This is a genomic window from Nocardia sp. NPDC059180 (assembly GCF_042754945.1).
Lineage (GTDB): Bacteria > Actinomycetota > Actinomycetes > Mycobacteriales > Mycobacteriaceae > Nocardia.
Window position 1 is genome coordinate 224,484 of record NZ_JBHZBU010000011.1, and the last position, 22,511, is coordinate 246,994.

The window sequence follows — 22,511 nt, forward strand, 5'->3', positions numbered from 1 at the left end:
CCACGGCCGGTGCGGCCGGTTCAGAAGAGCGGGTCGTGACGAATGTTCATGGTGCGGGTACCGGTGGCCATCAGCCGGAATTTGGTGGTCTGCACCATGGAGGGTGAGCCGACGATCTGCACATCGCGGTCGGCCCATGCGCCGTAGGAGGCGACGATCTTTCCGATCTGCCCGGTCACCCGAGGTTCGAGGCCGGGCCAGGTTCTTTCGGCATTTACGGAGTCGTAGTACCACCACGGGTTCTCGGCGCGTTCGGATACCGGTGTCACCGTCAGCCATTTGTTGGCGACTGCCAGCCTGCTCAGCGTCTCCAGATCGTAGAGATCACACGGATGATGCCCGCCGGCGAACATATGCACCTTGGGATTGCTGCGGCGCTGCGCCATCGCCATGAGCTGGGCCCGTAGCGGTGCGATTCCGGTGCCGCAGCCGATCATCAGCATTTTGCGTTTCGTATTGCGCGGTATTCCCAGCCCGCCGAGTGGCGCACCGAGCAGCCACTGATCGCCCACCACGGTATTGCCGACGATCGCCGGGCTGACCCAGCCGCCGAGCACCGACCGGATATGAAATTCGATCTCGCCGTTGGCATTCGCGGGCACCGCGGGCGACATATAACGCCACATGCGCGGCCGCGATGGAATCTGCACGCTCAGATACTGACCGGCGGCGTATTGCATCGGCTGGTCCAGTTGCAGCCGGACCACCGCCAGATTGCGTAATACCTCGCGTCGTTCGACAACGGTGCCGGTCCACACCGGCGGAGTGTTCTCCTTTTCGGCGGCGCCGATCATCGCCTCGGCGATGATCGTGAGGCCCTCGGTCCAGGCGCGCTCCACCTCCTCGGTCCACATCTCCGAACCGGCGAATCGGCGCATCGCCGCTTTCAACGATTCCGCCACCGCCGCGTAGTGGGCCCGCTGAACCCCGTACTTGCGATGGTCGCGGCCGAGCTGGGCGAGAAATGGCAGCAACTTTTCCGGCTCCTCCAGCCGGTCGAGCGCGTATCCGATGGCCTTGACAAGGCGGTCACGCTGTGAGTCCATCGCCGCGGGGAAATAATCGCGAATCTGCGGATAGTCGGTGAACAAGATCGCGTAGAACGATCTGGCCAACCGCTCCGCCCCACCCTCTTCCGCAGCAACCGCTTTGAATGTCGTCCTTATCAGCGCGACGGATCGCGAATCCATGTGTGTCACAACCCCATTCCGCATTCGAACACTATCCGTGCCGGCGAGTGAGGTGCTGCGGGACACTCGTCAGCAGCCGATGGATTGGAGTGTAGGCGAGGTTTGCCAGTGACGGAATGGACGGACGAAACATCCCAGGTGTAATTCCGCCTAAACAAGGGTATTGCGTACGAATTCCGCACGAAACCGACTGAAAGACTGGATAAATCGGATGAAATCCGTCACTCGACCACTCAATATGCAAGCTTCACAACGAAGTTCGCATCCGACAGCGATCTCATGGCAAATCCGAAACGAACATGGACGCGAATCGGGCCCCGTCCCGGTTCACTGCTGAACCGGGACGGGGCCCGAGAACTCGTCCGCCCGAACGGCTACCGGCGATTGCGCGGCTGCCACACCACCAGCGCGGTACTGCGCTGCGGCGGGGTCAGATCCGCACGGTAGTTCGCCCGTGTCCGCTCCAGCTCCGCGTTCAGCTCGGCGACCCGCTGCTGCAAGGCCTCGACCTGATTGGTGAGCTCGATGATGCGTTTGATACCGGCCAGGTTGACGCCTTCGTCCTGGGACAGCCGCTGCACCTCGCGCAGCAGCTCGACGTCCCTGGCCGAATAGCGCCGCCCGCCACCCGAAGTGCGTTGCGGCGTCACCAATCCGAGGCGGTCATACGTGCGCAGTGTCTGCGCATGCATGCCCGCCAGCTGAGCCGCCACCGAGATCATGAAGTACTCGGCTCGCGACGGCCCACCGGACGCCTGCTTCGGATCGCCGGACATCACGCACCTGCCCATCCCGCTCGCGGATCGAAACCACTGGCCTTCTCCGCCTCCTGCAGCGCACGCAGCGCGTCGGTGGCGTCGTTGTCCAATTTCTGCGGCACCGCGACCTTGACGGTGACCAGCAGGTCACCGGCTCCGCCGCCGCGTTTGGGCACACCGCGACCGCGCACCCGGAGGATACGGCCGTCGGCGGTGCCCGGAGGCACCTTCACCCCGACCCGGCCCTCCAGCGTCGGCACCGACACCGTGGTGCCGAGGACCAGCTCGCTGTAGCCGACCGGCAGCACCAGGGTCAGGTCGTCGCCGTTGCGGCCGAAGACCTTGTCCTGGCTGACGTGCACGGTGACGAACAGGTCGCCCGAGGGCGCACCACGCAGGCCCGCCTCGCCCTGACCCGCCAGCCGGATCTTCTGCCCGTCCGCGACACCCGGAGGGATGCGCACGGTGATGGTGCGCGTCCGGTTCTGGATACCGCTGCCGTGGCAGTCGACGCACGGGTCGTCGATGATCGAGCCCGTACCGCGGCAGTCGTCGCACGGCTCGCTGAAACCGAACGCGCCCTGGTTGCGGCTGATGACGCCGGTGCCATTGCAGTTCGGGCAGACCCGAGGACTGGTGCCAGGCTTGGCTCCGCTGCCGTGACAGGTGGTGCACGGCGACGGGCTGGTCATCCGCAGCGGGACGGTGGCCCCCTGCGCGGCCTCACGGAAGCCGAGAGTCGTCTCGGTTTCCACGTCGGCACCGCGCCGCGGCCGGCCCGCCGACCGCGTGCCGCCGCCCCGATTGAACAGGCCGCCGAACAGATCGCCGATCCCGCCGTCGGCACCACCGGTGGCACCCGCGCCGAAGATATCGCCGAGGTTGAACTCCTGCGAGAACCCACCGCCCGCACCGGGATTGAACCCGCCACGCGGATAGCCACCACCCGCGAACAGCTTGCGGGTCTCGTCGTACTCCTTGCGCTTGGCCGGATCCGACAGCACGGCATGCGCCTCGCTGACGGTCTTGAACCGCTCCTCGGCCAAGGTATCGCCGGGGTTGGCATCCGGATGCAGGTCACGCGCGAGTTTGCGGTAAGCCTTCTTGATCTCGTCCTGCGACGCGCCGGAGGAGACACCCAGCTCCTTGTAGAAGTCCTTCTCGATCCACTCCCGCTGGCTCACCGGGCATCTCCTCCTTTCCTCACTATTGTGCGGCGCACCGCGTGCGGCTTGGCCGCGGTTTTATCCTTCGTTGGTGCCGGCATCAGCATCCGATGCCTCGGCGTCGCCCGATGTGGCCGCTCCGGCCTGGTCGGAAGGGGCGGCGGTGGGCAGATCGCCCACGCCGTCGGTTACCCCCACCAGCGCGTGCCGAAGCACCCGATCACCGAACCGATAACCCTTGCGCATCACGAGACCGATCACCGGATCGTGACCGGAGCCCTCGTGCTGCACCGCTTCGTGCAGGGTCGGATCGAAAGGCTCACCCTCCGAGCCGAACTCCTCGAGACCCTGTTTGCGCAGTGCGTCGGCCAGCTTGTCGGCGACCGACTTCAGCGGACCCGATTCCAGATCACCGTGCGCCTTGGCACGGTCGAGATCATCGAGCACGCCCAGCAGTTCGGTGACCACACCCGCCTTGGCCGTATCGATCGCGGCCTTGCGGTCGCGTTCGGTCCGGCGCCGGTAGTTGGCGTATTCGGCGGTCAGGCGCTGCAGGTCGGCGGTGCGCTCGGCCAGTTCGACGGAGGCATCGGACACCGGCGCCTCGGCGCCGTCACCGTTGGTGGCCTCCGGCCCTGCCGGGGCGGAGCCATTGCCCGCCCCGGCCTGCTCCCGAACCTCACCGGAATCGGGATCGACCTTGCGCTTGTCGACGAAGCTGATCGGCTCCTCGGAGTTCCCAGCGTTCGCGTGTGTCACTTCTTCTCCGTGTCCACCGGCTCGTCGACGACCTCGGCATCGACGACCTGATCGTCGTCGGCCGTCGAGGAGGCACCGTTACCGGACGCGGCCGCATCGGCGGCGGACGCCTCGTAGATCGCCTGGCCGAGGGCCTGCGACTCGGTGGCCAGCTTCTCCACGGCGGTCTTGACCGCGGCGATGTCGGTGCCCTTCAGGGCTTCCTTCGCCTCGCCGATCGCGGCCTCGACCTTCTCCTTCACGTCGGCAGGCACCTTGTCGGTGTTGTCGGCGATGAACTTCTCGGTCTGGTGCACCAGCGACTCGGCCTGGTTGCGGGTCTCGGCCTCCTCGCGGCGGGCCTTGTCCTCGGCGGCGTGCGCCTCGGCGTCCTTGACCATCCGGTCGATCTCTTCCTTGGACAGGCCGGAGCCGTCCTGGATCTTGATCGTGTTCTCCTTGCCGGTGCCCTTGTCCTTCGCGGTCACGTGCACGATGCCGTTGGCGTCGATGTCGAAGGTGACCTCGATCTGCGGCACGCCGCGCGGGGCCGGCGGAATACCGGTCAGCTCGAAGGAACCGAGCAGCTTGTTGTGCGAGGCGATCTCGCGCTCACCCTGGAACACCTGGATCTGCACCGACGGCTGGTTGTCATCAGCGGTGGTGAAGGTCTCCGAACGCTTGGTCGGAATGGTGGTGTTGCGCTCGATGAGCTTGGTCATCACGCCACCCTTGGTCTCGATACCCAGCGACAGCGGGGTGACATCGAGCAGCAGGACGTCCTTGACCTCACCCTTGAGCACACCGGCCTGCAGGGCGGCGCCGACGGCGACGACCTCGTCCGGGTTCACGCCCTTGTTGGGCTCCTTGCCGCCGGTCAGTTCCTTGACCAGCTCGGAGACCGCGGGCATACGGGTGGAGCCACCGACCAGCACGACGTGGTCGATATCGGAGACCTTGATGCCCGCGTCCTTGATCACCGACTGGAACGGCGCACGGGTGCGGTCGAGCAGGTCGGAGGTGATCTTCTGGAACTCGGCGCGGGTCAGCTGCTCGTCGAGGAACAGCGGGTTCTTGTCCGCGTCGACGGTGATGTAGGGCAGGTTGATCGAGGTCGACTGCGAGGAGGACAGCTCGATCTTGGCCTTCTCGGAGGCCTCGCGCAGCCGCTGCATGGCCATCTTGTCCTTGGTCAGGTCGATGCCCGAGCTGGCCTTGAACTTGTCGACGAGCCAGGAGACGACGCGCTCGTCCCAGTCGTCACCACCGAGGTGGTTGTCACCGGAGGTGGCGCGGACCTCGACGACGCCCTCGCCGATTTCCAGCAGCGAGACGTCGAAGGTGCCACCACCGAGGTCGAAGACCAGGATGGTCTGCTCTTTGTCACCCTTGTCCAGGCCGTAGGCCAGCGCGGCCGCGGTGGGCTCGTTGACGATGCGCAGCACGTTCAGGCCGGCGATCTGGCCGGCTTCCTTGGTGGCCTGGCGCTGGGCGTCCTCGAAGTAGGCGGGGACGGTGATGACCGCGTCGGTGATCTCCTCACCGAGGTAGGCCTCGGCGTCGCGCTTGAGCTTCATCAGCGTGCGCGCGCTGATCTCCTGCGGGGTGTACTTCTTGTCGTCGATCTCCACGCTCCAGTCGGTGCCGATGTGGCGCTTCACCGAGCGGATGGTGCGGTCGACGTTGGTGACGGCCTGGTTCTTGGCGGGCTGACCCACCAGCACCTCACCGTTCTTGGCGAAGGCGACGACCGAGGGCGTGGTGCGCGAACCCTCCGAGTTGGCGACGACGACCGGCTCACCACCTTCGAGAACGGCGACGACCGAGTTCGTGGTCCCGAGGTCGATTCCGACCGCACGAGCCATTGTGTTTCCTCCTATGTATCGACTGCTTGTGTGATGTCGGGGCGATGCCCGTCACGGCGCTGTTCGCGCCGTCGGACCCGGCCCCTGACACTGCACGGAGCACGGTCCCAGCAATGCTGAGCGTGGTCGGCTCAATCCTGCATCCCGATCCCGCCGGGAGTCAAGTCAAACTTGAGTCGAGCACACTCAACATCGTTCGATCAGCTCAACCAGCGGTCCCCAGGATCTATTCCCGGGGGAAGAAAACCTCCGAACCCGTCGCCCGGAGCCCACCCCGCGGCCATTCTTCCGCCGCCGACCCCGGCGAGCCAGCACCCCGGCCACATCGTGACCCGCCCGCTACCTCAGGGCGGCCCACACCTTGGCCGACGTGTTCGAGACCCCGCGAGGGGACGCCGAGAAGGTGACCGGCGGCGCGAGCTGGGCGCACCGCGTTCGCCCAGCTCGCCCAGCCGCGATCTAAGGCCTGCTGAGCTCCGCGTCGGGCTCGGTCGCCGGCACCGGAGTCGGTCTCATGAGCAGGGTCGCGAGCAAGGCTGCACCGAGGAGGGCGGCGCAGAGGTAGCTCGACAGTTCGACGGCCGCCGACATGGCCTCGCGGGCGGCGACGGCGATCGGCTCGGTCGATGGATCGGCGGCGAGGGCGGGGACGACCGAACCTGCACTATCGGTGACCGCGGTGCCGAACTGCTCGACCGCCTGGTCCGGCAGACCAGCGTCGGTGAGGCGATCACGCACGCCCGCACCGAGGGAACTGAAGAACAGCGTGGTGAGCACCGCGATACCGAACGCCGAACCCAGTTCACGTGCGGCGCTTTGGATACCCGAGCCCTGGCCCGCGCTCGGCCCCGGGACATCGGCGAGCGCGATGTTGGTGACCTGAGCGGTCGCGAAGCCGACGCCGATGCCGTACACGAACAGCGCGATCGCGATCGTCCACCACGCACTGTCGGCCGCGGCGAAGAGCCCGAGCAAGACCAAGCCTGCGACTTCCAGCGCGAGTCCGATGCGCACCTGCCCGAGCGCCGACACCGACGCGGTCAACGAGAAGCTGGCACCGCTGGCACAGAAACTGCCCACCGCGAGCGGCACCAATGCCAGCCCCGCCTGCAGTGCGCTGTAGTCCAGCGTGAACTGCATCCACAACGGCAGCACGGCAATGATGCCGAACTCACCGAGGCCGACAAGCAACGTCACCGCGTTTCCCTTACGGAACGAGCCGATCCCGAAAAGCCGCACATCCATGAGCGGTTCGGCACCGATGCGGCCGAGCCGAGATTGCCGCAGCCAGAAACCCGACAGCGCAACCGCCGACAGCGCGAACGCGACGAGCACCGGCGACGGACCACCGCTCCATTCGATGCCGGCGAGATTCAGCGGCTCGGTGGTGAGCAGCCAGCCGTGTGCCCGGCCTTCGATCAGGCCGAACGACAACAGTGCGAGACCGCAGATCGATAGCAACGCACCGACGACGTCGACTCGTCCGCGCACCGTCGGCGAGGCAGGCAGATAACGCAGCACTCCCATGGCGATCAGCACCACCGCCGGGATATTGATGCCGAACGCCCATCGCCAGGAGAAGTCGGCCAGCCAACCGCCGAGCAGCGGCCCGACCGCGGCGGCCGCGCCGATGGTCGAGCCCCAGACCGCGAACGCCCGCCCGCGCGCCTCGCCGGTGAACGCGGCGTTGATCAGGGCCAGCGAGGCAGGCAGGATCATCGCCCCGCCGACGCCCTGCACGAATCGAGCGATGATCAGCAGCCCGCCGTTCGGTGCGAGTGCCGCAAGCAGGCTCGTCAGCCCGAAGACGGCGAGCCCGATCAGGAACAGCTTCCGCGCGCCGTAGAGGTCCGACAGCCGCCCGGTGAGCAGCAGCAGCGCGGCGAACACGATCGCGTAGGACTCCTGGACCCATTGCGCCTGGATCGAACTGATCCCCAGATCGCCGATGATCGGGGCGACGATCACGTTCACGATCGTCAGATCCACCACGATCAGCGCGACACCGAGCGATACCGCGATCAACCCCAACCACGCACGCCTCGTCGGCGCCTCGGTCGATGTGTTCAATTTACCTCCATCATGAAGTTACTTTATGGTGAAGGTAAATTGTGGGTCGGTAGGTTGTCAATCCAGAACAGCGCGCGAACGGAGGCACACTATGGCGGACCGGACGACCGGCACAGCAGCGCAACGACAACGCCTGACCGGGGAACTCATGGCCTACGGCGCGAGCTTCACCGAGCTGGGCCGGCGCTTCGCCGTCGCGCTCGGCGTGCACTCCACCGACGCGTTCGCCCTGCTCGAAATCGCTGCGGCGGACGAAGCCGGACAACCGTTGTCGCCGGCGTTGTTGACCACACGGATTCCACTGTCGTCCGGGGCGATGACAGCACTGCTCAACCGGCTCGAACGCGCCGGATACGTGCACCGCTCACGCGAACTCGACGATCGCCGGGTGGTGACATTGCGCGCGAGCGCGGAGGCCAAACGCCTGGCCGACGAATTCTTCGGCCCGGTCAACGCGCGCCAGGACGCCGTGCTCGACGCCTACCCGCCGGAGCTGCTGCGCAGCTTCGAGGAACTGCTCGGCGCGCTGCGGGACAGCATGGACGAGCAGCTCGGACAATCGGATTGAGCTGTGACTCAGCTCGAGAACGGAGAATGCTGATGGCTGACGAAGCTGTTCAGCCTCGACGCTCTGGTCAACATGGTCGGGGCGGCGGGAGTGCACGTGGAGGTGACGATCAGTCCAGCGGCGTGAGCTGGGCGAGTACCCCCTCCGCACTGCGGGCGGCGGTAAGACAGGCGGCTGCGGTGAACTGGTCGGCGAGCGGGTGGTTGGCTCGGGAGCGCCACTTCCGGGCAGCGGCGATCGCTTCGGCGCACTGAGTCGCGGACGCGGCGTCCGCTGGGAGGCCGAGGCGTAGGGGCGCGGCGACGCCCGAGCCACCGATGAGCCGGATGAGTTCGGCCAGCTCGGCAGCGGGCAGGCCGGGCTCATCGGTGCGTAACCGGCCGAGCAGACGTAACTCGGCGAAACCGTGGTTATCGGCGAGCAGGGTTCGGATATGGGGAAGCAGCAGGTCGGCGGCGGTGCCGGGATGTGCGGTGAGCACCCGGTCGAGGGCGCTGAGGGCCGAATGGGCCTTGAGCTGGTCTGCGCGCTGGCCGAACTGCACGTCGAGCACCGAACGTAATTCGTTCACACCACTGCGTTCGGTGAGTTCGGCGGCGAGTGCGGCGGAATCGCGGGCGCCGAGCCGCACCAGGGTGATCGCCAGCCGAATACCGAACAAGCCGAATCGGTCGGCGAGCTGGGCCCGCATGCCTGGTTCAACCGGCAGCGGCAGATCGGGGCGGGCGAACCGGTCGGCGGACAACAACGCGACCGACAACTCCCCGACGGGAACCCCGGCCAACGCCTGGAAGGCGGCGAACTCCTGCTGCCGCAGCGTCGCGGCGGCGAATGCCAGCAGCCCAGCCACCGGAATCACCGCCTGGCACAGTCCGGTTCGCTCCAGCTCCCCAGCGAACCGGGCCGCGACCTCACGCGCCGAATGCAGGGCGTCGATGCGGCCGGCGCCGATCTCATCGGCGCGGGACACCACGCCGATCACCCCGAGAGGGCCCGCACCATTTCCCGCCGTCCCCACCTGCTCGAGGAAACGGACATCGGCGTCGTCGAGTCTGCGCAACAGGTAGACGACGGCATCGGCGCCGGGGACTTTCGCATCGTCCGGGGTCAGCAGCCGCGCAGTCCGCGCCGACACCTCCCGGGAGAGCGAGGAAGTGCCAGGGGTATCGATGATCGTGGTGGCGGCCAGGGCCGTGGCCGGCCACTCCACTTCCAGATGGTCCACCTCGCGCGTGCCCGGAGTCCCCCAATTCAGGCCGTCGAGATCGAAGCTCAGGCCATGCGCCCCACCGCCACGCCGCACCACCACATTGGCCGCGCGACCGTCGGCGGCGCGTGCGGTGACCGTAGGCGTCGATCCGTTTCGATACCAGGTGACGACCCTGGTGCACTCGGTCGCGTCGGTCGGCGCGATCTGCTGCCCCACCAGCGAATTCAGCAGTGTCGACTTGCCCGCCTTCAACGAGCCGGCCAGCGCGACCCGCAGCGGTTGATCGAGCCGGCGCGCACAGTCGGCGAGCAGTTCGCGCGCCCGCACCTCACCCGCCAATTCCCGTCGTGCGGCCGCCACCAGTCGGCGTGCCTCACCCACGACCCCCGGCTCCGTCTCGGCCTCGGTTCTCACGCGGTCACCGTCCCGGCCGTGGTCACCGCAGATGGCCGCATCGCGTCGGCGTGGTTGCGTAGTTCGGCCACCACCCGCAGCTGACGTTCCAGCACCGCGCACCGTTCGGTGCGCCGAGTCGATTCCATATTCGCCGCCTCCTGTGCAGCCCTGAGCGAATCGTCGATGGACCGCAGGCTGCGTCGCGCGACCCCGGTGTAGTGGTCACGCAGTGCGCGGTGGATGCGGTGCAGGCGGTCCTTGGATTCCTTGCCCGCCTGGAACGCCACATCATCGACGTAGCGGCGCACCGCGACCTTGGCTTCGTTGCGCCGCTTGGCGAGCCTGGCCTGTTGATCATCACGGAACGCCTTGCCACCCACCAGCACTCCAGCGCCGAGGGAAATCGGGTTGAGCAGGGCAAGTCCTGCGAAAGTACTGGCCAGCCCGACCATGAGCACCCCGCCGTAGGAGCCGCGCATACCGACGAGCAGCTTGCTGCCCATGCCGATATCCGGTTCCAGATCGGCGAGAGTGACTGCTGCCGAACGTGATTGATCATCGCTCTCGCCGGGCCGCACGTCAGGCAGGTCGACCGCGCCGAGCTCGGTGAAATGCTCGGCCACCCGCTCACTCAGCCATTCGGCGCGGGCACCGGTCCACAGCAGATTGTCACCGAGCGCCGAATCGACGGTGCCGGTGAGCCATTCCTCGATCCGTGCCCAATGCCGGCCAGGATCGTGGCCATCGATCCACTCTTCGGCCTCGCGGGCGACAGACCGCAGGCGGTCGCGCAGATCGTGGTCGACGTCGCCTGCGAGATCGGTGATGCCGTCGGCCAGCGTCTGCTGCCACGACGCGGTGCGCCGGTGCAGATCCTCGGCAGCCGACTTCGCCGCCTGCAACTCCGTGACCGCGGCCGCGCCGAGCTTCGGATCCCGCAAGGCGACGAGCTCGCTGCCCAGCGCAAGCGCCAGATGTTCGGCGGCCGAATGGATATCGCGCGACACCGCGATCCTGGTCGCGCGCTGATCGCGGGCCACGACCTGTTCACGCAGGAACTGATAGAGCACACCGAAACCCGATTCGGCGCCCAGCTGTTTGTCCTGCAAACGCAGGGCATGGGAGCGCAGGACCGAGGAGACGGCGATGATCGGCACCTCCAGCCGTGCGCGGTCGAGGTGGGCGCGGTCGGCCTCGGCTACCTGACGCCAGTGCGGATAGAGATCGGTCTTGGTGAGTACCAGGGCCACCGCCGGGCAGAGCCGGCGGACTTGGCGCAGGAACGTCAGCTCGGGCTCGGTGAGTTCGGTGGACGCGTCGGACAGCACCAGCACGGCGTCGGATGCGGGCGCCATGCCGAGAATGATTGCGGTGCTGTTGTTTCCCTGACCGATGCCCGGGGTATCGACGAGGACGATGCCGTCGGCGAGCAGCTGGTTCGGGGCGGTGATCTCGAGGCGGGTCGCTCGGCGGTCCGCGACCACCGGGGCACGGGTGGCGGCGCCGATGTCGTCGACGTGCACTCGCTCCTCGCGGGAGGGGTCCGGGCCCGCGAATACCAGGTGAGCATCGGTTGTCGAGCCATGTGCGAGCACCGTCGGCACCGTGGTGGTGGCATCGTCGCCGACCGGGCAGAGGTCGCTGTTCAGCAATGCGTTGACGAACCGGCTCTTGCCCTGGTCGCGCTGCCCGGCGACCACGATGCGGCGTCGCGGATCGCGGACCCGGCCGGCTGCCGTCTCCAGGCGGCCGACCAGATCACCACGATCCGCGGCACGAGCGGCGGCAATGGTCTCGCCGAGCACCGAAAGCAGCGACGCCGCAGGCGGTGTGGTGGTGGCGGGTGCAACCATCGGGGTCGTTCTCCTTCCAGGCTGGACCGCAGTCGTCAGAGCAGGGCGTCGTCGGCGTCGACTGTGGCGTTCGAGGTCCCTTCGATGCCGGTCTCGGCGAACAACCCGGTCCCGCCCGCTCCGCTGATTACGCCGTCGAGCCCGGACCCGAAGGCGCTCGAAACGTCCACTGTCGACCAGGTATTCGCGGTCGAGTCGATCGTGGATGTCGCCGACGTCCCGAGGTCGGCCGTGCCATTCGCGCTGGTGTCGACCGCCGATGTGCCTGCGTCTGTGGCACCCGATGCGCCGGCGTCGAGGGAGCCAGCGCCACCCGCACCGAGGGATCCCGATCCGGCAGCTCCCACCGTCCCTGTTGTAGCCGCCCCGACCACTCCGCCCACGTCGGCTCCGGCTCCGGCTGCAGCATCGACGCCACCGCCCAAATCACCGCCGAACTCCAACCCGGTGCCCGCCGCTCCACCGAGCCCGGTCTCCAGCCCCGTCCCCAACTCACCGCTCGCCCCCACAACCGAATCCACACTGCCCGACAACCCGGACTCCATATCTGTCCCCAGGTGTCCACCGACAACATCCGTCCCCGCAGCCAACCCACCGCCGAGCACGCCGCCGACACCTGCGCCGACGTCAGCGGCACCAGCACCGAGCCCGCCTCCCGCCTCGGCCCCGCCATCGACGACAGCACCGATACTCGACGACAACCCCGCGCCCAGCCCGCCGCCCGCGGTCACATCACCGCCGAGCACCGCGCCGGCGCTGGAGCCGAACTCACTCTCGAATTCCCCAACAGCCTCCACAGCCCCATCCACACCGGCGGACAGGTCGCTGTTCCCACCGAACAACCCGCCGAGCCCCAGCTCGAGGCCGGTGCCGACTTGTCCACCGCCATCCACAACACCGTCCAACCCGGTACTCACCCCACCCCCGATATCGGCTCCTGCCCCGACGACAGTCCCCAGCCCGGCGGCCATCGTCGCGCCCAGATCGGCTGCCACATCGCCGCCGAGATCGAGCCCGGCGCCGACCGCACCACCGATCCCGGCCGAAAGATCTCCGCCCACGTCCAGGCCGGTGTCGACGGCGCCGCCGATCCCGGCAGACAGGTCACCACCGAGTTCGACGCCGGAGTCGATCACACCGCCGACGACTGCGCCCAGGTCGATGCCGGTGTTCAGTCCGCCACCCAGATCCAGGTCGAGCCCCGCGCCGGCGGATCCGCCGAGGTCGAGCCCTAGGTCGGCGCCGAGGTCCAGCCCGGCGTCCGCGGCGGCACCCGCGCCCACTGCCCCTGCCGCGCCGATGGCAGCGCCTGCGGCGGCCTGGGCTCCGGCGGCGACGATGGCCGATAACTGGGAGCCTCCGCTGATCATGGCGGATTCCGCGACCATGGGGGCGACGGCGGTGATGTCCTCCGGCGTCACATCCGGCAACCCGGCCGAGGTGAGGGCCTGGCAGGGGTTGAGGCAGTAGCCTGCCGCAGCTTCCGGGTCGCGCAACAGGTCGAGGATGAACTCGAGAATCGCATTGGGTGTCATCGAGAATCGTCTCCTGGGCTCGGCGGACGGAGATCCGCGGTCGTTGGAATGCATTTCACGCTAGGGATCGGTGTCGTTACTTCGGAACGGGGCAAAGCCCCCCATTCACGCCCGAACACCCACTAGGGGCATTCGACCCATTAGGGGAATTTCCCCGTATCGCCCCCAACCGGTAACAGCGGACACCCAGCAACCGACATGTGGGTTGAGTCGGCGCGGCGATCCGATTCGTTTCCGAACCAAACAATCTCGGTATCGATAGCGGCACTCAGTTCTCGAATGGGGATCTTCGCAAATGACACAGCGTCTGGCGCTCGGCATCACTGTCGGGTCCGCGAATTCGGTTGCCGTCGTGGCAACCCGGGACGGCGAACCGGGTATCGACAGCGAGTTGGTTCTGACCCATCCGACGGTGCTGCGGATCAGCGCCGGCGAGCAGGCGATCTTCGGGGCCGAGGCCGCGGCAGGCGGCAGGCATGCCCCCGGCGCACGGATCGAAGGATTTCTGGCCCGCGTCGGCGACCCGGTGGCCATGCTCGCCGACGACGGCACGTCTCATTCGGCATCGTCCCTGGTCGCGACTGCTATCGCTCGTCTCGCCGAGGAGGCAGCGGACAGCGACGCCACCGTGGTCGCCTGTCATCCGGCGCACTGGTCGCCGCACACCGTGGCAATGCTGCGCAGCGCCCTCGACGACGTGGCCTTGCCTGAGGTCACCCTGATCCCCGAACCCGTTGCGGCCGTGCGCTGGTCGCGCGCCACAAGTCGGCCAACCCCCGACGACGGTGCCGTGCTCGTCTACGATCTGGGCGCCACCGGCCTCACCGTCTCACTGGTGCGCACCGGCGAACGAATCGAGCTGCTCGGAACCCCGGTGCACACCACCGAAATCTCCGGTTCCGAATTCGATCTGCTGACCATGCGTTATGTGCTGGCAAACGCCCCGGACGGAATTGACGCAGACCCATTCGACCCTATTGTCGAGCGCGAATTGGCCGCGCTGCGTGAACGCTGCCGAATTGCGAAAGAAGAGCTTTCCACTCGTACCGCGACCGTGGTGACCATGCGATCGAACCCCGATGAGCCGCAGGGCAGCACGATACGGCTGGTGCGCGACGACGTCGAAGACCTACTCCGCGACCCGTTGCGCGGCTCGCTCGCCTCGATCAGTGACGCGGTGCATCGCGCGGGCATCGATATCGGTGACATCAGCCGGGTCCTGCTCACCGGCGGCGGCGGCTCGATTCCGCTGCTCACCGAGCTGATCTCCACCGAATTCGGCCTACCCGTCGTCTCGGCTCCCGAGCCCGCGCACACCAGTGCTCTCGGTGCGTCCGCGCTCGCTTCGGACCTACCGGACGCAGCCGACACCACGCCGATCACCTCGCTCACCCTCGCCGGACCGCCCGAAACGGAGCCCACGCGCACCGGCCGGCCGGCGGCTCCGCTCCCACTCCCGACTGCCGCCCACCGCCCCGGCGCGGCCCGCAACCGCAGGCGGCGGGTCGCCGTCATCGCCGCCGCGGCGGCCGCCATCGGCCTGCTGGCCACCGGCACCGTCGCGGTCAGTACCGGCGCCGGAACCCGAACCGAACATCCCGCAGCCCCCGAGCACACGACCTCTACCACCGCAGGCACCGCTGACACGGCCGGAGGGTCGATCACGCCGGGCGGCGCCCCCGCCGGCACGATCGCCGATCCCAGCGCCCCGCTCCCGAAAGATGGTGCGAGGCAATCCGATCCCACCGCGCCCGGCGCGATCACCGTGTTGAATTCCCAGCCCGGAGCCACTGCGCGACCAGGCGATCACACCACGCCCACTCCGGCCGTTCAGGGCGCTTCGCCCGCACCGGCCCCGAACAACGGCCAGGCACCGCAGCCCGCACCCCCATCGCCTGCCCCGCAATCCCCGCCGCCCGCACCCCAATCACCACCACCCGCACCGCAGTCGCCCCCTCCGGCGCCACAGCAGCCGCCCGCACAGTCACCGAACCTGCCGACCGACGGCCTGACCGACACGCTCGGCGACACCGTCGGCACGGTCGGTGGCGCGGTGGGCACTGTGCTGCGCGCACCGGGCGAGATCCTCGGCGGTTCCGGTGGCTGAATCGGCGCCCGCAGTGGCATTCGACACTCTGCCCTGCGCACGAGACCTGTTCCGGGAACTGGATTCCGATGAGACGGTCATCCACTTGATTCGTGGACGCTCGGGCACCGGAAAGTCCACCTTGCTCGCGGCGGTGCGGGCGCGGCTGCGCGAACGGGGAGTCACGGTGTACAGCACGGCACGGCGCAACGGGGAGCAGGCAGACGCGGCGCTGGTGATCGACAACCTCGACGCGCTCGGCCACGATGAGCTGGAAAAACTGCGTGCCGCAATAGAATCCGGCAGCAACACCGTCGTCGCCGCCGGCCGTCCCCGCCATCACGATCCCGAATTGCGTGCCTTGTTCGACGCGGCGCTGCGCCGCGGCCGAGTCGCGGAACTACGTCCGCTCGGTATCGCGGAGATAGCGCCGTTCGCCCGTGAACTGAGTATGTCGGTGCCGCGTGCGGTGGCCGCGCATATCCACAAGCAGACCGACGGCATCCGCGGCGGCGTGGTCGCGGCGCTGGCCGCCGCATGCAATGCCCGCCTCGACGCGAGCATCGCCGCCGTCGACGCCGCCGTCGACGCCTGGGCCCGGACGGTACTGGCCGATATCGATCCCGCCCTGCTCGACACCCTGGCCGTCGCCACCACCGGAAGTGGTTTGGACGCGGGCGAACTCACCGAGGTACTCGGCGTCGCTCCGGCGAAGGCCCGCGAGTTGATCGACCGAGCCAGGGCCACCGCCTTGATCACCGATGCCGATCTGCTGCTCGCCCCGGCCGTAGGGCCGCTGCGCACACTGCTCGGCGAGCGCCGGTTCCTGACGATTCAGCGGGATCTGCTCACCGCTCGTTTGAATGCCGGGCTGCTGCGCGACCACACCGCGATGCTGCTCGCCGAGTCCGGCCTGCGCGATCCGCGTCTGGCCGAATTCCTCTGCACCGCCGCCGGAAACAGCGGCAACAACGCGGTCCGATACTACGCCGCCGCCGCGCGGGCCGGAGCTGATCGGGACGCCATCGCCGTCCGCTGGGCGGAGGCCGCGGCACTCGCAGGCGACTACGACACTGCCCTACGCCTGGCCGAACCCCTGCTCGCCCGTGACGACGTACCTGCCGCGAATCTCGCTGCCGCCGTCCGGATCTGCGCCTGCGTCCTGACCCGCCGCGGCTTGACCGAACGCGCGGCGCGGCTTTATGCGTGGCTCGGCCCGGACCGGGCCGGAACCGAGTGGGCGGAGGGCGCTGCGGTCCTGTATCTCGCCGGTGACGCCGCCGCCGCGTCGTCGATGACCGCATACGCCTCCCGATGGGCGCCGACCGAATCGAACACGCCGATCCGCCTGTTATCCGACGCCCTCGGCCGCACCCTGGAGGGAGGCGAGGGCGAGACCGCGAACGCGATCTCCACCCTCGTCCGCGCCACCCACAGCGACGCCACGCGCTTCGCGCCGTGCACCCCCCTCGCCGCCGCGACCCTGCTGTGCCTGAGCACCGGTGACCCCGCCCGCGCCGTGCAGACGCTGCACCGAGCAACCGGTGCCGGCCCTCAGTCGCCCGTACTCGCGGCATGGGCGGCGCTGGCGGGCGGTGACGAGACGGGCGCGGCAACCACCCTCGCCGGTGTCGACTGGGATGCCCTCGACACGCGCGATGCCATCCTCGCCCACGCCACCGCCGTCGGTCTGGCTCGTCGTGGCGGCGACCAGGCCGCGCTTGCCCACGCATGGCAGGCGGCCCAACCGCTACTCGACGAGGTGGAGGCCGATCTACTGACCCTGCTCCCGATCGGCGAGTTGTGGCTGGCGAGCATCCGCCTCGACGACGAGCGCCGCACGACCGCGCTGGTCGACGGGGCCCGCGCACTCCTGGATCGACTCGACCACCCGCCGGCGTGGTCCAACCTGTTCCACTGGTACGGCGTGCAGGCCGCCATCGCCCGCGAACGCCCTGACGAACTGCTGCCACATGCCCATGCACTCAAGGCCGCCGCCGAAGCCGGCGATCGGCACGCGGCAGCATTGGCCGACGCGGGCCGCACCTGGGTGCTGGTGCTGCGCGGTCAGGTGCGCGGCGTCCGGGTGGAGTCGGCGGTGGCCGAACTGGGCGCGATCGGCCTGAGCTGGGATGCGGCCCGGCTCGCTGGTGAGGCGGCGCTGGCCGCCACGGATTCGGCCACGGCGACGTCGCTGTTGAAGCTGGCCCGCGCCGTCCGCGCCGACGCCCGCCCATCGTCGGTCAACCCGGCCGCACCCGGGCGCCGCGTCCCCGTGCCCGACGCGAGCACCGACGAGATGCTCACCGACCGTGAGCGCGAGGTCGCCGAATTGGTGCTGCTCGGGCTGACCTATCGGGAGATCGGCGCCCGGCTCTACATCTCCGCCAAGACGGTGGAACACCACGTCGCCCGGATCCGGCGGCGGATCGGCGCAGGTTCACGTTCGGAACTGCTCGCGATGCTGCGGGCCATGGGGTACGGCTCGCTTCTGGTCTGAATCGCCGCCACCCGCCGCGGAACCGTTAACAGCGGGCCTGTGGTTCCCGACACAGTCAATGGGAGGACGACGAAAACAACAAAGCACTCGAACTGTGACCTCACCTGCGCATAGTCTCGAACGGGGGTTCAGATGACAGCCGAGATCGAGAAGTACACGCCACAACCGCAGCACAACGGTTCACCAGCGACCGAAACACCAGGCAGCAGGACCGGGCGCACCACCACGGCGCACCCGCGGGAACTCTCGACGCGATCCAGATCGACGCAGCGCCGCGGCGAGGCAGTGCACGCGCCCGATCTCCGGTTCGAATCCATGCCGTTGGCTCAGACGATGTTCCGTGAGCTGAGCCGCATAGACGCGCAACCATCGGCCTTCCTCGTCCGCGGTCGCGCGGGCACCGGCAAATCCGCCCTGCTCGGCGCCGTCCGGGACCTGCTGGTCTCCGGCAACATCAAGGTGTTCGACGATCTGAGCACGCTTCCGAAACGACTGCTCGCCGACAGCGGGCCGGAAACGGCCGGACGCCGCGCCCTGCTCATCGATGACGCCCACCGGCTGACCGCCGACGACATGCAGACACTGTGCGCAGTGGTCGGCAACCGGCGCCATACTGTCGTCGTCGCCGCGCAACCGCGTCCACACGACCGCGACCTGCGCACTCTCACCGAAGCGCTGGTCCGGCACGGCCGGGCGATCGAGCTACGTGCACTCGGTGTGCCCGAGCTGATGTCGTTCGCGCGTGAACTCGGCCTGCTGGTGCCGCGGCCGCTCGCCGAATACATCCACCTGCGCACCGGCGGAATCCGCGCGGGTGTCGTCGCGGGACTGCGCGCGGCCTGCTCGGCTCGCCGGGACGCCGCGGTCGCCGCGGTGGACATCGCCGCCGCCGGATGGGCCCGCACCGTGCTGGCCGATCTCGCGCCGGAGCTGCTGGACACCCTGGTTGTCGCGAGTGCGGGCGCCGGACTGGACGCCAGTGAACTGGCCGAGGTCTTCGATATCGACTTCGCCTCGGCGCAGGATCTGGTCGACCGAGCCAGGGCGAGTGCGCTGGTGACCGATGCGGACCTGTTGCTCGCGGCCGCCGTCGCACCGCTGCGCGAACAGCTCGGCGCGCAACGATTCGTCACGGTACAGCGGCGGTTGCTCACCACCAGGCTGGACGCGGGCCTGCTGCGCGCCGACACCGCGGTGCTGTTCGCCGAATCCGGCGTGCGCGATCCGCGACTGGCCGATTTCCTCACCGCGGCCGCCGAGCACGGCGCCCTGGCCGTCCACCACACACATGAGGCCACCACCCCTGACCCTGCCCGGCCCGTGCTCCAGCCGGCCTTCGAGCCACTGACCTCGCTGACCGAGCGTGAACAGCAGGTCGCGGACCTGCTGCTGCTCGGCCTCACCTACCGCGAAATCGGGTCGCGGCTCTATATCTCCGCCAAAACCGTCGAGCACCATGTCTCCCGGATCCGGCGCCGAATCGGTGCCGGGTCCCGAACAGAGTTATTGTCGATGCTCAGCGCAATGGGACACGGTCCGCTACTGGTGTGGCCCCCGCGCGGACCGATCCGGATCGAGCAGGACGCCGAAGCGAGGACATGAGGATGGCCACTGGGGTGGGCCTGCGTATCGCCGCCGACGAGTGCATCGCGGCGATCGTGACCAACGACGGCGAGCCGGAGTACATCGTCCGCGAGCCGATCCTGCACATGTCCGATGAGGGCGACGCCGAACTCGGCGGTACCGCGCCGGCCGGGCACACCCACACCATCACCGGATTCGCCGAAGCCGTCGGCGACCCGGCCGGGATCTCGGTCGACGACGGGCCCGCCTACCGCGCCGAAGACCTCGTCGCCACCGCGTTGTTCTGCCTGATCAACCTGACCGCCGACCATCTCAACGGCGCCGCCGAGTTCTACGCCACCCATCCGGGCGACTGGCCGCAGCAGCAGGTCACGTCGCTGCGCGATGCACTGGACTACCTCGGTCTGCGATCGGTGGCCCTGGTCAGCGAGGCCGAACTGCCAGAGGCGAGCGAACTACCCGCCGATGCGCACGCCGAGACAGCAGGCCGTGTCTTCGCCTACGGTGCGGCCGCCACAGCGTTGACCGCGGTACTGGCGACCCCGGCGGGCAACGCACCGCCAGACCCCGCGACCGCCGAGAACTCGACCCTCGACACCGACATCATCCCTGCGGTCCCGGCGCCGCTACCGCACGCCCAGGCCTATTCGGCGGCGATCCCGATCGCCGAGCCGCCCGCCACCGAGATGGCGACCGAGATGGCGGCCGTCGCCCCGGAACCCACGTCCACCACCGAGGCCGCCGCGAAACCAGCGGAACCCGCGAACCGCAGCCGCACCCCCGTGCTGATCGCCGTGGCGGCGTTGTTCGGTCTGATCCTCGGCGGCATCGGCGTCGCGGTGCTCTTCCGTGAGGACGACACCACACCCATCCCACCGATGCGTGATGCCAAGTCCGAGCAGGTGACGGTCAGCCCCACCCCGCCCGCACCGCCTGCGGGTCCCTTGCCGGTGGCGCCGCCGTCCACCGTGGCGCCGCCGGTCGCCGAGGAGCCGCCCGTCCCGGCGGCACCAACCGCCGAACCGGAGCCCGAACCGGAACCGAGCGCACCGCCGCCGACGGAGCCGCCCTCGACCACGCAGGAACCGCCGACCAGCACCGGCACCACCCCGCCGACCAGCCCGAGCAGGCCGCCGACGAACACGGGTCCGTTCCGGCCCATGCCCCAACTGCCGCTGCCACCCGCGCTGGAGATCCCCGGTGCCCGCCGATAATCAGACACAAGTAGCCACCGATGTGATGTGTGGCATAAAGTGATCCGCTGACCGGTCACAGCGGTATCCCGCGGACATCCGGTTCATTGCTCCACGTAGGCTGTGCGCCAACGGATTCTGCCCGTGGCCACGGATTACCCGGCACATCTGTGCCGACGAAGGGACTTCATGCGTAAGTCGGTGGCGCGTCGCGCCGCGGTCAAGGCTGCCATCGCCTCGACCGTTCTCCTCGCCCCCATGATCGGCACCAGCCCCGCCGTGGCCGAGGCCCCGCAGCTGAAACCCGGAGACCTACCGGCCGAGCTGGTCCAGGCCGTCTCGCGCGATCTGAAGATGACCCCGACCGAATACCTGGACCGTTCGGCGCGGGCGCAGGAGCTGAGCAGCTATGCGCGCGAGTTCCGCGCCGAACGCCCCGACGCGTTCGCGGGTGCCTGGATCGGTACCGACGGTAAGCCGATCGTCGCCGTGACCTCCCCCGACGCCGCCAAGATCGCCGCTGCCGACGGCTACCAGACCCGCCTCGCCCCGGTATCGGCGGACAATCTGGAAACCTCGCTGACCCAGCTGAACCAGTGGATCAGCGGTCTGCCGAACGAGCTGTCGAGCGCGATCAACTCGGTGGCCATCGACTTCCTCAACAGCCAGCTCGTGCTCAGCGTGGCCAACACCCCGGTCGGTCACGTGCTGAACCTGCCGACGTTGATCGCCAATATCAAGGTCATCCTCTCGCCCAACGGCGGCGGGCCGGTCGAGCGCCATCCGATGGGCGGCGACACCTACATCAGCGCGCCGGGCTCGCTCAAAGACACCGCGCTGCGCGGCGTCGATGTGTGCTCGTTCGGCTTCAACAGCGTCGACGCGGCGGGCAACGCGCTCAATATCAGTGCCGGGCATTGCGATCCGAATCTGGGCAAGAGCGACCAGACCGCGGGCGTCTACCTGCCCAACGTCCGCGACATTCCGGCCAGCCCTGAGCTGGGCAAATTCGTACGCGCCAACCTGGGCGGCCAGAGCGGCTTGGACTACTCGGTGATCAAGCTGAACGACCGCGCCGTGCGGGCGGGCATGGACCAGCCGTCGGTGCGTGGCGCCAACGGCACCACCCTGACCATCACCGGCATCGCCGACCCCGTGATCGGCGCTCCGGTCTGCAAGTCCGGCCAGTCGTCCACGTTCACCTGTGGTTTCGTGGTGGCCGACCGGGTGGAGACCCAGCTGTTCACCGCCGACGGTGAGTCCAAGACCGTGCGCGGTTTCGCCAGCACCGCCTGCACCCTCGGCGGCGACAGCGGCGGCGCGATCGTCTCCGGCACCCTCGCCCTCGGCATCACCAGCGGCTCGAATGCCGCCGAAGCGCCCAGCTGCGACGAAGCCAATATCGCCCTGGCTCAATACGGCGGCACCGCGACCCTCGGCATCCCGATCCGCCCGATCCTCACCGATATCGACGCCTCCGCCGGCGGTGGACTCGGCAGCGGGATCACGGTCCGGACCCGCCCGAACGCGGGCTGACACCTCTGGGACCAGTCGCAATCCGACCGAGCCGGGCTGCTCGAGCGCTGTAGAACCAGCGCCCGAGCAGCCCGGCTCGCGTGTGTCGGTCGCCGCCGCCGAGTACCTGGGCACGGAGAAACAACAGCCGGTTCACTCCACATTTCGAGCGAAGCGAGACCGAGCATCCGAGTTCGCGGCCCGTCTCGCGTCTCCGCTGCCGCTGCGCAAGCCGGCTGGGAACAGGGGGGGGGGGGGCGCGAGGGGCCGCGGGGGCGGGCGAC

At 68.6% G+C, this 22,511-nt stretch carries 15 protein-coding genes; 6 read left to right on the forward strand and 9 right to left on the reverse strand.

Features of this window, described 5'->3' with window-relative positions; all coding sequences use genetic code 11:
• Positions 1-20: 20 nt before the first annotated feature.
• The 6 genes from ACFXNW_RS28190 to ACFXNW_RS28215 all read right to left on the reverse strand — a co-directional run bounded on the left by ACFXNW_RS28190 (position 21) and on the right by ACFXNW_RS28215 (position 7,787).
• A complete protein-coding gene (locus tag ACFXNW_RS28190) occupies positions 21-1,190 on the reverse strand; it encodes a globin domain-containing protein (protein ID WP_379420818.1) in 1,170 nt (389 codons plus the stop codon).
• A 374-nt stretch (positions 1,191-1,564) separates the two neighbouring features.
• Complete coding sequence (locus ACFXNW_RS28195; protein WP_163823584.1) at positions 1,565-1,966, reverse strand: heat shock protein transcriptional repressor HspR; 402 nt, start codon at positions 1,964-1,966, stop codon at positions 1,565-1,567.
• Positions 1,966-3,132: a molecular chaperone DnaJ gene (dnaJ, locus tag ACFXNW_RS28200; RefSeq protein WP_379420819.1), complete on the reverse strand. Its 1,167-nt coding sequence runs from the start codon at positions 3,130-3,132 to the stop codon at positions 1,966-1,968. The genes ACFXNW_RS28195 and dnaJ overlap by 1 nt, the downstream gene beginning before the upstream one ends.
• A gap of 60 nt (positions 3,133-3,192) precedes the next feature.
• A complete protein-coding gene (grpE, locus tag ACFXNW_RS28205) occupies positions 3,193-3,873 on the reverse strand; it encodes a nucleotide exchange factor GrpE (protein ID WP_379420820.1) in 681 nt (226 codons plus the stop codon).
• Positions 3,870-5,717, reverse strand: a complete 1,848-nt coding sequence (dnaK, locus tag ACFXNW_RS28210) for a molecular chaperone DnaK (RefSeq protein WP_379420821.1) — start codon at positions 5,715-5,717, stop codon at positions 3,870-3,872. The genes grpE and dnaK overlap by 4 nt, the downstream gene beginning before the upstream one ends.
• A gap of 459 nt (positions 5,718-6,176) precedes the next feature.
• Positions 6,177-7,787, reverse strand: a complete 1,611-nt coding sequence (locus tag ACFXNW_RS28215; RefSeq protein ID WP_379420822.1) for a DHA2 family efflux MFS transporter permease subunit — start codon at positions 7,785-7,787, stop codon at positions 6,177-6,179.
• Positions 7,788-7,878: 91 nt separating this feature from the next.
• Between ACFXNW_RS28215 and ACFXNW_RS28220 the strand changes: the two genes are divergently transcribed.
• On the forward strand, positions 7,879-8,355 hold the full coding sequence (locus tag ACFXNW_RS28220; RefSeq protein ID WP_379420823.1) for a MarR family winged helix-turn-helix transcriptional regulator: 477 nt from the start codon (positions 7,879-7,881) through the stop codon (positions 8,353-8,355).
• A 109-nt stretch (positions 8,356-8,464) separates the two neighbouring features.
• Here ACFXNW_RS28220 and ACFXNW_RS28225 read toward each other — a convergent pair whose 3' ends face one another.
• From ACFXNW_RS28225 to ACFXNW_RS28235, 3 genes are read right to left on the reverse strand one after another with little or no spacing between them, the layout of a single operon-like run.
• Positions 8,465-9,979: a dynamin family protein gene (locus ACFXNW_RS28225; RefSeq protein ID WP_379420824.1), complete on the reverse strand. Its 1,515-nt coding sequence runs from the start codon at positions 9,977-9,979 to the stop codon at positions 8,465-8,467.
• The gene (locus ACFXNW_RS28230; RefSeq protein WP_379420825.1) at positions 9,976-11,814 is read right to left on the reverse strand and encodes a dynamin family protein; all 1,839 of its coding nucleotides are present in this window, start codon (positions 11,812-11,814) and stop codon (positions 9,976-9,978) included. Before ACFXNW_RS28230 ends, ACFXNW_RS28225 begins: the two co-directional genes overlap by 4 nt.
• 35 nt (positions 11,815-11,849) lie before the next feature.
• A complete protein-coding gene (locus ACFXNW_RS28235) occupies positions 11,850-13,349 on the reverse strand; it encodes an IniB N-terminal domain-containing protein (RefSeq protein ID WP_379420826.1) in 1,500 nt (499 codons plus the stop codon).
• A gap of 295 nt (positions 13,350-13,644) precedes the next feature.
• On the opposite strand from ACFXNW_RS28235, the gene ACFXNW_RS28240 reads away from it, so the two are divergent.
• The 5 genes from ACFXNW_RS28240 to ACFXNW_RS28260 all read left to right on the forward strand — a co-directional run bounded on the left by ACFXNW_RS28240 (position 13,645) and on the right by ACFXNW_RS28260 (position 22,248).
• Entirely contained in the window at positions 13,645-15,456 is a 1,812-nt protein-coding gene (locus tag ACFXNW_RS28240; RefSeq protein ID WP_379420827.1) for an Hsp70 family protein, read from the forward strand.
• Positions 15,449-17,935 carry a LuxR C-terminal-related transcriptional regulator gene (locus tag ACFXNW_RS28245; protein ID WP_379420828.1) on the forward strand — a complete coding sequence of 829 codons (2,487 nt, stop codon included), beginning with the start codon at positions 15,449-15,451 and terminating at the stop codon, positions 17,933-17,935. Before ACFXNW_RS28240 ends, ACFXNW_RS28245 begins: the two co-directional genes overlap by 8 nt.
• A 132-nt stretch (positions 17,936-18,067) precedes the next feature.
• Positions 18,068-19,537 carry a LuxR C-terminal-related transcriptional regulator gene (locus tag ACFXNW_RS28250; protein ID WP_379420829.1) on the forward strand — a complete coding sequence of 490 codons (1,470 nt, stop codon included), beginning with the start codon at positions 18,068-18,070 and terminating at the stop codon, positions 19,535-19,537.
• A gap of 2 nt (positions 19,538-19,539) precedes the next feature.
• Positions 19,540-20,733, forward strand: coding sequence for a hypothetical protein (locus ACFXNW_RS28255; RefSeq protein ID WP_379420830.1), 1,194 nt, complete (start codon positions 19,540-19,542; stop codon positions 20,731-20,733).
• A 168-nt stretch (positions 20,734-20,901) separates the two neighbouring features.
• Positions 20,902-22,248 carry a S1 family peptidase gene (locus ACFXNW_RS28260; RefSeq protein ID WP_379420831.1) on the forward strand — a complete coding sequence of 449 codons (1,347 nt, stop codon included), beginning with the start codon at positions 20,902-20,904 and terminating at the stop codon, positions 22,246-22,248.
• Positions 22,249-22,511 lie beyond the last annotated feature (263 nt).